The organism is Herpetosiphon sp., assembly GCF_003512625.1.
GTDB lineage: Bacteria > Chloroflexota > Chloroflexia > Chloroflexales > Herpetosiphonaceae > Herpetosiphon > Herpetosiphon aurantiacus.
This window is the reverse complement of the sequence record NZ_DOPT01000050.1, coordinates 1-11,342: the sequence shown is the minus strand read 5'-3', so window position 1 is coordinate 11,342 and position 11,342 is coordinate 1. Positions and strand designations below refer to the sequence as shown.

Below are 11,342 nucleotides of genomic sequence, written 5' to 3'. Positions count from 1 at the left end.
GGTCGTTGCGGCGCGAGCGTGAAATTCGGCTGCTCAATCGAGTTTAAAAAATTATGTCAAATAAGCTAGCACCTTTATTCAAGCCATGGAAATCCTTCAGGGTCGGCATTGGCTTGTTCGATCAACCGGGCTAGATTATGGCTACGCACCTGGTTCAAAAAAGGAAAATCTTGTGGGCCAACCGTGAGGCGAGCGATTGGGGCAACCTCATGCACACTGGCCCACTCCATAATTTGCAGGGTCATGCCACGTTTGTAGCTGATTGGCTTGGCAATAAAGCCTTCGCGGGGCAGAAGGTAAATCGTGCCAGTACGCCATGGCTGACGTAGATAAGTTTGATCATCAATCGAGAAAAAGTAATGGGGATCAGAGAAACTACCATCAGGCTTAACCTGACGAAAACAGGCATTCAACAACGAAACTTCTTGCGGCTCACGCTCCAGAATCGCATAAAAAATCGGCCAAATCCCATCAGAGGCGGCATAAACCGCCCGCTGATTGCCAAATTCAACAATATCGCTGGCCTGCCGTGGCACAAGCTTGCTCAAACTTGGATTGCCCGATCCATGAAAGAGCACTGGTTTATGTTCAGCCAAGTACGCCAAAAATGGCCAACGCGGCCCAGACAGCAAATCAGTCAGATCAAGCGGCGTATTCGAACGCTCAATTTCAGCCCACAACGCCTCAAATTGAGCGATTAAGGCTGGTTCACTTGGCAATGGTGGGCGACGCAGATAATAATCAGGCTGCATAGCGATCCTCATTTACTTCAAGCGAGCTAACTGCTGTTCAACCCATGGCACGCTATCAAGCACGGCAATGCCAAGCCATGGGTAGTGGGGAATCAACGGCACAATGATTGTACTTAATTGCCATAATTCAGTATCGCTCATACAGTTACGCCAAACATCTTGAACAATTTGCCCAATTTCAGCCAATTGTTGACGTTCAAGATAGTAGGTAATGATTTTTTGAAACTCGCGTTCTTGTTTGTAGCCTTCACTTAGGCTTGGAATTAACTGACATGCAGTAGCCACTTGATTGGTTTGAATCAGCTTGGCAATCAAATACCATAAAACTTCATCTTTCCATGGGGCTGGCTCTTGGCGTGCCAGCAATTCTTGGGCATAGGCAAAATCTCCCTGTTTAGCGCAGACCAAGGCAATCGACTCAAACTCTAAATCATCAAGCTCAAGCTCAATCATCTCAGCAATAATTGCCCGTAAATGCGGCCCATCATTTACTTTCGCATAGACCTTGGCAAGTGATTTAAGCGCATTGAGCCGATCAGCTATCGGTTCAATTGTAATCGCCATCTCATATGCTTGAGCGAGAAAGGCTGGATGCCCTTCACTCGCATAATCCGCATAAATGTTTATCAATAGATTTTTAGCACTAGCCAAATGTGTTGTGTTGGCGATCACCTGCAACCTTGGCAACACCGCTGCTAAAAATGCTGAATTCATCCAATCAGAAGCAGATGTACGATAGGTCTTAATCAGCGTTCGATAGCCCGACACAAGCGCTTTATGATCAGTTTGGGTGCTATTTTTCAATTGGGTATGGGCATAATTGAACCAATCATCAAATGCCGAATAATTCCCCTGTTCAGCATAAACCACCGCGATTGGGCAAAGAAATTCATTCAATGCAGTATTAATCTCTAATTGGGTAGCTCCTAGGCGTAAACTAGCTAACAAATTGGGGAAACTCGCAACCAAACCATGTTTCATCTGAGCAAGCACTAAATCCTTGAGATACCGCAGCCGAGTATATCCATGATCAACTGTGGTACATGCCTGAATCGCCTCGCTATACAATCGCGGCGTTAGCACGGTTAACCCATGCGTGCTCGCCTCAGTCGCAAGATTACAGGCAACGTAGACAAAATAATTACGATGATTAACATGATCATTAATCGCTTTAGATATAGCCATGACATCCCAATAAAGCCGCCAAACGAGTTCGATTAATCCCTGCGCACCAGCCTTAATCAATAGGTTACTAGCGGCAGCTACATATGTCTGTTCATGGGGTTTAAATAATTTCAACAGCAGATGAGCATTCGTAAGATCATTATCATTCAAATAGCACTCAATAATGTTACCAAGCACGTAATCATGGGCTTGGGGATTATCAAGGAATGGTATGATCGCTAAGGCATCAGCCAAGGCATGTTGAGATTGATAACTCTGAATAAGCAGTCTAGTAGCTACAGGCGGATATTGGTGCTGCACACCAATTAGTTTATGAAAAGCTTCATCCATCAAGGTTTGGGCCAGCTCGATTAAGCCAGCTTGCCGTGCAGGGATGGCTAGTTGTCCCAACAGATAAATGTGTTCATCAATATCCTCAAGCTGCTTAACACGTTCATGGGCTGCTTGTAGCAAACTTGCTGTATGGGTATGGATTTGTTTTTCACAGGCAATCACCGCCACTTGCCGGGCCGCATGGATAAAACTGCGCGGCTGTTTAATCAATTGAATCGCCTGATGGGCAACGGCAAAATCACCATATGCCGCATAGGCTTTAGCAAGCTCCTGAATTGCCGAGTTGAACGTAGGGGCTTCGTGCGGAACATAGAGGCTCTGAATAATCCGCTCACAAAGCGAATTATACCCAGCACGCTTGGCGCTCTGAACAAGCAACATTAATTGGTACAATTGCTCGTACTGAGGCATGGCGAAAATCGTCATGAATAGTTCATCAAAAAGTAAATACGCTTGGTCAGACAAACCTTGGCTAGCCAACCTATTTGCCTGCAGCAACAACCCTTGAACCGTTAGATTAGGCCGATCAATAACTTGATAGATTGGATAGGTCGCATTAGGAATACCAGCCTCAGCATAGGCCAGGCCAAGACACGACAAAGCAAAGGTCTGATCTTCAGGATCACGGATAGAACGAATCGAATGCTCGATGCGCTGCAAAAGCTGTAATTGAACCTGCGGCTCGGCGTATTTAATCACTCGCGCCCAAGCAAGCACTTGACGTTCTGGATAAGCGCAAACATTAATCTGTGCCAAGGCCTCTGGTAAACGTCCAATGATTGCCAACATAACATAGAGTTCATCAGGCCAACGATCGGCATGGGCCGTGAGGCTGGTGCGCAGCAGGCTATAGCGCCACAAGCGCGGCAACAATTCAAGCTGCTGTTCAATAGTATCCATCGTAATGACCCTCTCCGCAAACAACATTCATGAGATGGTGATCGACAACTAACTGGGAGTGATGGTTAATATGCATTCATCAATGTTTGAATCAATCAAATCGCTGATTATAACGCTCCATCATGCAGGGAACCCGCCATCAACAATTCTCCATCAACTAAAAAATCTTGGGGTTGGCAGAGAGATGGCCGATTACCTGTATCTGCTGTTGGAGCTTGATCCTGATGCCGTTACCTATGTTTATGCTTGGTTTCATGGATCAATCTCCGATCAGCGACTCGATTGGCTAATTGAACATTTAGCCCAAAGGAAGCCTTGACGCGCCATTCAAACGTTTTAATTCAAGCGAGTTAATTGCTGTTCAAGCCAGGGCACGCTATCGAGCACGGCAGTGCCAAGCCATGGGTAGTGGGGAATCAACGGCACAATGATTGTACTTAATTGCCATAATTCGTAACTCCTTTGGCAGTCGCGCCATGTGGTTTGAATAATCTTGATAACATCAGTGATTTGCTGACGCTCAAGATAATAATGAATGATTTGTTGCAAACTGCCAGCCCGATTATCAGCCTCGTAGATCTCGCTTGTTAACTGATAAGCAATTATCGGCTGATCGGCTTGGATTAAGCGGGCAATCAAGTTACAAATGACCTCATCCTTGACTGGATGACGCTCATCGAACAGAATCAACTGGTATGCCAAATGAAGCTCGCCTTCTTCAATGCAACTTGCAGTAAGATCCTGAAATATCCAAAAATCAAAGCCAAGTTGGCTCAGTTCACTAATAATCACTTGTAGCTCTGGCATAACTTTGATCTTCAGATACGCTTGGGCAACGGTTACAAGTGCAGCATATTGATAGTCACGATTAGGAATACTAATTGCGGTTTGATGGGCTTTGACCAAAAACTCGGCATGGCCATGGGCTGCATAGCTTGTATATATTTTAGCCAACGCCTCAAGAGCAGTATCTGCATAGCCCTGATCTAGGCTTATTTGCACCAGCTGCTCAATAGAATCCAAAAATGCCTTGATAGCCGAATCTGGAGTATAGCCAAAATACGTTTCAGCAAGCGCTTGGTAGCCAGTGGGAAACGCCGTAGCCCGCTTATGTGCATAGTTTAGCCAATCAGCAAACGCTACAGCATCGCCTTGTTCGGCAAAGGCCACCGCAATTGCGCAAAGCGCTTCAATATACCAATCGATCTGGCCGAATACTGCTTCCTGCTCGCGAAAAATCTGCAATAAGCGGGCTAAACAGCCTGCATCACCATAGTTAATTTGGGCAACCGCAAGATCTCTGAGATACTCAATGCGATAACGCGACTCTCGAACGGTCTCACAGGCTGAGAGTGCTTCAGGATGCACTTGGGTTGCAAGCTCATTTAACCCTAGTTGGCTGGCTTTGATCGCAAGTTTACAAGCACTTTTAGCATAGACATCCGCAAAATCATTAAATAACCGAAGCAGCTGATAGGCTTGTCCAACATCATCAGCCTGGAGATAGGCTTCAAGAATTGCGCCAATCCACCGATCATGGGCTTGCGGATCGTCGATTAACCGTGCAAGCTCTATCAGATCGGCTAGTTTATGTTGGGCTTGATAGCTTTTGAGCAGCCACGCTTCATATTGGAGCAAGGGATGATGTAGGAGATGTGGCTTGCGTAGTAGAGATTGATGAACGTCGCTCAGCAACGTTTGGGCGATGGCGGTTAATCCAAGCTGCAACGCTGTATCAGCTAGCTCGCAAAGGGTTTTTAGGGCAGACGGCCCATCGGAGTTAATTTGGGCAACCCGTTGCCGCGCCGCAAGCAATAACGATTCGCTAGCAGCAGATTGCTGGTTGGTTGTGCTCAACACCAGCCCTTGAGCCGCTTGGATAAACTGATAATCTTGACCAATTGATTGAATAATCTGGGTTGCTTGGGCAAGTTCGCCTTGTTCAGCATAGACTTTCGCAATCCGCTCAACGAGATCATTATTAAACCCATAATCTCCTAGCGTAAATAAGCGTTGAATCAATGGCTCGGAAAGATCGAGATAGCCATAGCGCTGGGTACTTTGCACAAAGTGTAGGTTATGTTCATCCCGATTATACCTTTGGCCGCTCAAAAAGAGTGCTAATATTTGTTCAAACACACTACGGGCTTGCTCATGCAGATTGTGGCGGGCATAGGTATCGGCAATGACTAACAAACTTGGAATCGAATGTTGCTGCTCGCGCGGGACGGTATGGTGTGCCAGCTGCATTACTGCCAGCATTTGTTCAAATTGCAAATTTTCAGCATAACTACTTGCCAGCAAACAATACGCTTTAACTTTGTCCCAATCGAAACCGATTAATTCAATCAGGCGTTGGGCAGCCGCAAATTCAGCATGGGTACAATACCATTCAACCAGCGCAAAACAGGCCGAATCACGAAAGTGGGCATTGGTCATAGCAATAGCCAACTCAGTCGCTATTGTTACTTCAGCGCGATCACGATAAAACATGATCAGATCACACCAGACTTGTACTGATTGAATTTTTCGATGCAAACTTGCAGCCTTGAGCAAATCGCCTTGATGTACATAACTCTTAATCACCGCCAACCACGCATCAGATCGCAGATCGGGGTTTAAGTGTGCGCTCATGGTTTGGGCTTCATCCAGCAATGTTTGGGATTGTTGCTGGTTACCCAATCGCCATTCAATCAACGCAATCAAACTATTAATTTCAACAATATGCTCCGCTTGGGCCAAGGGCATAATGTCGGCCAATACGTGTCGGGCTGCCTCAAATTCTGCGCCTTCAATCAAGGCATTGGTTACATTCAAGGCATGCTTAATCTGTGCTGCCGGTGCTTGAACATACCCGATTATGGCTTGAGCATAGGCTAAATCATGCTGTTTAATCGCCACGTCAATCAAATGTGCCAGCGTTTCATCACGACTATCACCAAGGCTAATCGCAATTGGATAGGCCATTTTCAGCAAGTCATAGTCGGCATAGGCCACAGCAACGAGATGCAACACATAATCGCGACGACGCGGATCGGGGATGCTACGGGCTGTTTGCTCCATGCGCTGGAAGATTCGCCAGCGTACATCAGATTCTAGATAGGGCAATAGTTGCGACCAGATTCGCACTTGGGATACTTGATTCGAACAAATATCGAGCTGGGCTAGCGCCTCAGATACCCGCCCAAGCATCGCCAACATGACAAAATGATAGTCACGCCAACGATCGGCATGGGCCGTGAGGCTGGTGCGTAGTAGACTATAGCGCCACAAGCGCGGCAAGAGTTCAAGCTGCTGCTCAAGGCTTTGGCCAGCAGCAATCACGCTCTCGCGAGCACGATCCAAATCCAAGCCATACAAGCGGGTGCTTGGCTCAAAGCGCACTTTCTGCTCGCCATACTCGCCCGCATCGATCACTTGCCACAATGCTTCCCATTGTTCTGCGCAATCCAAATGGGTGATGTAATGCTGTCGCGCATACCAGCGCCGTGCCTGTTCAACGGATTCTGTACTATCGTGCCAAATCTGGTCAAGCGCTGCGCCACACCACGCAGCCATCCGTCCATGCCACCCACGGCGTTCCGCTGCCGCAAATTCGTGGTCGATCAGAAAATCGTGAAACAACAAATGGCGCAAAGCCACGCGCTGATCGGCGGCAACACTCACCCAATCGCTCATCAGGGCCAGCGCCTCGCCCACTGTAGCAGTTGGTTGTTCGAGAATCGCCGCCAGCACCGCTAGTTCAAGCGATTCTTGGGTCACCAATAACACTGCCAACAATGGGCGAATCAGCGATTGCCAGTGGTGCGGTGCTGCTTGTTCGATCCGTCCAAGGCTCAGCCGGAAGAGATTGGTCGCGTCAGCGCTGGCGTGGTCGAGCAATGGCAGCAATTCCGCTGATGTGGTGTGGCGCAGTACATTGGCCGCTAGTTCGACCAACAAGGCATTGCCCTTGACGGCTTGCGCTAAACCATGCAACCTCACTGGCTCCAACGTCGGCTGGACCTGCTGCCAACGCCCAACCGCATCCTGCTCGCGCAACGGTGGAACCTGATAAACGACCCCGTGTTCAAGCGCTAAACTAGCGATCGTCTCGTTAGGTCGTGAGCCAAGCACCATCACGATGCCAGACGGCAGCTGTAAGGGCAAAAAACTGAGATCGCGGGTTCCATCCACCTCAGGCTGCAATTGATCCAAGCCATCGAGATAGATCGTTTCGCTGATGCCACGCGCTGAGAGCGTTTGTAACAACTGGCCAAATTCAAGGCGTAAAGCGGGGTAGCTATCGGCAGGAAAATAGTTGATTACCAGATCGTGTTTGAGCATGAGCTGGGCAACGATGCTACGCAGCAGGTCGAGTTGATAGGCACGGCCTGGGGTCAGCGCAATAAAATGCTGCGGGGTTTGGGCCAGCCCAGCGCTCACGATTAATTGGGCGATCAGGCTACTTTTACCCGCTCCAGCCTCGCCCGTCACCAACACGTAGCCACCGCTTGGGCGGGTTTGGTCGATTAATCCGCGAATCGCGGCCTGTTCGGCTTCACGCCCAACGAAGCCCGTGAGCCGCAACTGCAACAAACGAGCACTTTCCCGCTGGTTAGCGGATTCCTGCAAAATCTGATTGTGCATTGGTAGTATCCTCTCTTCAATTCAATCGATCGCGCCAGATCATAGCACAGATTTATTTGATTATATGTTCGATCCACGAAGGACACGAAGGACACGAAAGCTGAAACCACGAAGAACGCGAAGATCGCAAAGACTGCTTATTCCAATGCCCCGAACCCTGATCACTGAAATCTGATCCCTAAACCCAAAGTTGAAAAAACCTAGCGCTTCTACTATAGTGCCAGCACGGATTTATTGTGTGGAAGGATGTCAATATAATGGCAAATACCCAAATTCGCTTTGAAGATGGCGCAACCTATGAGCGCTATATGGGCATTTGGAGTCAGCTGGTTGGCGCTAAATTTCTCGATTGGCTTGCCCCCAAAACTGGTTTAAATTGGCTCGATGTTGGTTGTGGCAACGGAGCGTTCACCGAAATGGTGGTTGAACGCCATCAGCCAAGCATGATTACTGGAGTTGATCCATCAGCCGCTCAAATTGCTTTTGCCCGTCAGCGTTTGGCTAATTACCCTGCCGAACTGCATGAAGCTGATGCCATGGCCTTGCCGCTGGCGGATAATAGTGTCCATGCGGCAGTCATGCCGTTGGTTATTTTCTTTGTGCCTGAGCCAGCTCAGGGCGTGGCCGAAATGGCGCGGGTAGTTGCTCCAGGCGGCAGCGTCTCAGCCTATGCCTGGGATATGTTCGGCGGTGGCTTTCCCTATGTTTTGTTACAACAAGCCTTGATCGATGCAGGCATTAGCGTGCCACGTCCACCGAGCGTTGAAGCCTCGCAACTGTCCGTTATGCACGAACTTTGGCTACAAGCAGGCCTGACCAAGGTTGAAACTGCGGTAATTAAAGTACGGCGCAACTTTGTAGATTTTGCTGATTACTGGGAAACCGTCACTGGCGCACCCAGCGTAGGCCCGCAAATTCGGGCAATGACGACCACCCAACAACAAACAGTCCAAACGCAGCTGCAAGCGAGTTTACCAATTGCCGCCGATGGTCACATTAGCATCGAAGCTCATGCTAATGCAATCAAAGGTGTCGTAGCAGAATAACGTGATTAAAGGTGGCGATACAAATGCAATCGCCACCAAATTCTGTTTTACAGATTATTATTGATCGCAAGCTGTAAGCCCGTTGTAATACTCTATTAATATCTCAGCGCTATACTAACAACAGCAACTTGGATCTATTTGGGCTAGCCAGACGTAGGTTGGGTTAGTGGTTGTTAATTAATAAGGATGCTGAGCATGAAAAAGATTCCTTCCTCGGAGATAACACCCGAAGCGTTGTTCTACTCACGTCGCCAATTTATCAAGGGAGCGGCAGCCTTGGTTGGTAGCGCCACCGTTCTAGCCGCCTGTGGCAGCGAGACCAGTGAAACCAGCGACCTGCCAGCGGGCGTTGATGTGCAAACACCCTATGAATCAATCATCAATTACAACAATTTTTATGAATTTACCACCAACAAAGAAGCAGTTGCCGATGCTTCGAAGAATTTTACGACCAACCCATGGACAGTCGAAGTCAGCGGCTTGGTCAACAAACCGCAAACCTTTGCAATCGAAGATTTGCTCAAGCAATTTACCCAAGAAGAACGGGTGTATCGGTTGCGCTGTGTTGAAGGCTGGTCGATGGTCATTCCATGGACGGGTTTTAGCCTCGCTGGCTTGTTGAAACAAGTCGAGCCAACCAGCGCCGCCAAATATGTGCGCTTTGAAACGGTGATGCGCCCCGAAGAAATGCCAGGCCAAAGCAGTAGTTATTACACATGGCCGTATGTCGAGGGTTTGCGGCTCGATGAAGCCATGCACGATTTAACCTTGATGGCAACTGGCGTGTATGGCAAGCCAATTTTGCCCCAAAATGGCGCACCCTTGCGGCTGGCAGTGCCATGGAAATATGGATTCAAAAGCATCAAATCAATCGTTAAAATTGAGCTGGTGGCCGAGCAACCAACCAGTTTATGGATGAACGCAGCACCTGATGAATATGGGTTTTATGCCAATGTTAATCCCGATGTGCCGCATCCACGCTGGTCGCAAGCCACCGAACGCCGCATTGGTGAGGCTGGTCGGCGACGAACCTTGGCCTTCAATGGTTATGCCGATGAAGTTGCTGCGCTCTACAAAGATCTGGATTTGAAAGCTAACTATTAATCTCTCACTAGCCCAAAACGGGCGAGGGATGCATGCTCGATGATTGAAGCGAAGCAGCTTTGATCAGCAACTGGTAAATCATAGCAATATCATTAATTAAAAGGTAGGCCACATGGTGAGTCAACTCAAACGTCATTGGCTGCGCTATTTAGTCCATGTGGCATGTCTTGTGCCGTTTGGGTTATTGATCTTCGATTATTTAACCGATCAACTGACGGTCAACCCAATTCAGGCGGCGACTCTGCGCACTGGCAAAACCGCCTTGGTTATTTTGGTTTTGTCGTTAGCATGCACGCCAATCAAAATCTTTACACCATTTAAACAAGTAACGATGCTACGCCGACCTTTGGGTTTATATGCCTTTTTCTATGTTTGCCTGCACCTCTTGATTTTCGTGGGCTGGGATTATGGCTTCGATTGGGAGTTTATCAGTGAGGCCATTGGCGAAAAACGCTATATGATCGTTGGCTTAATTGCTTGGCTGTTGCTAATTCCTCTAGCAATTACTTCAACCAAGGGCTGGATGCGACGGCTCGGCAAGCGCTGGCGCTTGTTACATCGCTTGGTATATGTGATTGCTGGCCTAGTCATTTTACATTATGTCTGGTTAGTTAAAGCTGATGTTCGCGAACCATTGGCTTATGGTGCTGCGATTGGCTTGCTCCTATTATTGCGATTGCCAGTCCTGCGGCGTTGGCTGCCAAAACGCCAAATCCAGCCAGCAAACCAACCTGAGCGTCCAACCGAAACCGCTTAAAGCTCAAGGCTCAACGATCTTAACAATCGTTGAGCCTTGAACGAGTATTCGCTTGCCTATCGTGGCTAGTCCAGCGTTGGAACTAACCTACGGTGCAATTGCAGGATAGGCGTTGCGAACCAACATTGCAAATTGCGATGGGAACCAGCGACCTGCGTGCGGTGCTCCCGCCAATGCATTGGTTGGGTATGCTGTGTTGTAGCGGTTTTGCGCGTTCGGGTCACACATCGCATCAAACTGCTTGGCTGGGTCGGTTGGGTCAATCACCCCTGCCGTCGCCACACCGTCTGATTCGCCTGGCGGTTTGACCCACACATAGGCATCAATCCCGCTCACGGGGGCTGCTGTTGGCCGTTCGCCAATCCCTGCCCCGGCTTGGTTACACCAGCCACCACGATGTGGGCGACGATCCAGCTTCGAATCGTTGACATAGATTTCCAATGAATTCGAGCTGCTCACCATCGTTGGGCGTGCCGTGCCACCCCAACCGTTGCGGCTGGTATCAATCAACATCCCGATGCCGCTGGGGAATCCGGCGGTGATGAAGGCATTGCGCATCGCCAACACATAGTCGGTTTCGTCGAAGTACGGGTTCCATTCGTAGAACAACGACGAGCGAATCGGGTTGCCACCACC

Annotated in this window: 8 protein-coding genes; 4 read left to right on the top strand and 4 right to left on the bottom strand. The window is 48.7% G+C overall.

The window, feature by feature from the left end; all coding sequences use genetic code 11:
- Nucleotides 1–74 precede the first annotated feature (74 nt).
- Both DEF47_RS11855 and DEF47_RS11850 read right to left on the bottom strand, forming a co-directional pair.
- Nucleotides 75–752, bottom strand: coding sequence for a hypothetical protein (locus tag DEF47_RS11855; protein WP_012189673.1), 678 nt, complete (start codon nt 750–752; stop codon nt 75–77).
- Nucleotides 753–764: 12 nt separating this feature from the next.
- Nucleotides 765–3,170: a hypothetical protein gene (locus DEF47_RS11850; RefSeq protein ID WP_012189674.1), complete on the bottom strand. Its 2,406-nt coding sequence runs from the start codon at nt 3,168–3,170 to the stop codon at nt 765–767.
- Nucleotides 3,171–3,240: 70 nt separating this feature from the next.
- Between DEF47_RS11850 and DEF47_RS11845 the strand changes: the two genes are divergently transcribed.
- Nucleotides 3,241–3,489, top strand: a complete 249-nt coding sequence (locus tag DEF47_RS11845; protein ID WP_041304414.1) for a hypothetical protein — start codon at nt 3,241–3,243, stop codon at nt 3,487–3,489.
- 17 nt (nt 3,490–3,506) lie between these two features.
- Here the strand turns inward: DEF47_RS11845 and DEF47_RS11840 are convergent, their stop codons facing one another.
- On the bottom strand, nt 3,507–7,799 hold the full coding sequence (locus tag DEF47_RS11840) for an AAA family ATPase (protein WP_012189675.1): 4,293 nt from the start codon (nt 7,797–7,799) through the stop codon (nt 3,507–3,509).
- Nucleotides 7,800–8,056: 257 nt separating this feature from the next.
- Between DEF47_RS11840 and DEF47_RS11835 the strand changes: the two genes are divergently transcribed.
- From DEF47_RS11835 to msrQ, 3 genes are all read left to right on the top strand, one after another.
- A complete protein-coding gene (locus DEF47_RS11835) occupies nt 8,057–8,845 on the top strand; it encodes a class I SAM-dependent methyltransferase (protein WP_012189676.1) in 789 nt (262 codons plus the stop codon).
- A 195-nt stretch (nt 8,846–9,040) separates the two neighbouring features.
- A complete protein-coding gene (gene msrP, locus DEF47_RS11830; protein WP_012189677.1) occupies nt 9,041–9,949 on the top strand; it encodes a protein-methionine-sulfoxide reductase catalytic subunit MsrP in 909 nt (302 codons plus the stop codon).
- Nucleotides 9,950–10,061: 112 nt separating this feature from the next.
- A complete protein-coding gene (msrQ, locus tag DEF47_RS11825) occupies nt 10,062–10,706 on the top strand; it encodes a protein-methionine-sulfoxide reductase heme-binding subunit MsrQ (RefSeq protein ID WP_012189678.1) in 645 nt (214 codons plus the stop codon).
- A gap of 87 nt (nt 10,707–10,793) precedes the next feature.
- On the opposite strand, the gene DEF47_RS11820 is transcribed toward msrQ, so the two are convergent.
- On the bottom strand, nt 10,794–11,342 hold a 549-nt coding region (locus tag DEF47_RS11820; RefSeq protein WP_287045150.1), incomplete at its 5' end, for a glycoside hydrolase family 6 protein.

Bases quoted from the DNA above. Each gene is read 5' to 3' on its own strand.
- DEF47_RS11850 (WP_012189674.1), bottom strand. From the start codon at position 3,170: ATGGATACTATTGAACAGCAGCTTGAATTGTTGCCGCGCTTGTGGCGC.
- msrQ (WP_012189678.1), top strand. From the start codon at position 10,062: ATGGTGAGTCAACTCAAACGTCATTGGCTGCGCTATTTAGTCCATGTG.
- msrP (WP_012189677.1), top strand. From the start codon at position 9,041: ATGAAAAAGATTCCTTCCTCGGAGATAACACCCGAAGCGTTGTTCTAC.
- DEF47_RS11845 (WP_041304414.1), top strand. From the start codon at position 3,241: ATGCATTCATCAATGTTTGAATCAATCAAATCGCTGATTATAACGCTC.
- DEF47_RS11840 (WP_012189675.1), bottom strand. From the start codon at position 7,799: ATGCACAATCAGATTTTGCAGGAATCCGCTAACCAGCGGGAAAGTGCT.
- DEF47_RS11855 (WP_012189673.1), bottom strand. From the start codon at position 752: ATGCAGCCTGATTATTATCTGCGTCGCCCACCATTGCCAAGTGAACCA.
- DEF47_RS11835 (WP_012189676.1), top strand. From the start codon at position 8,057: ATGGCAAATACCCAAATTCGCTTTGAAGATGGCGCAACCTATGAGCGC.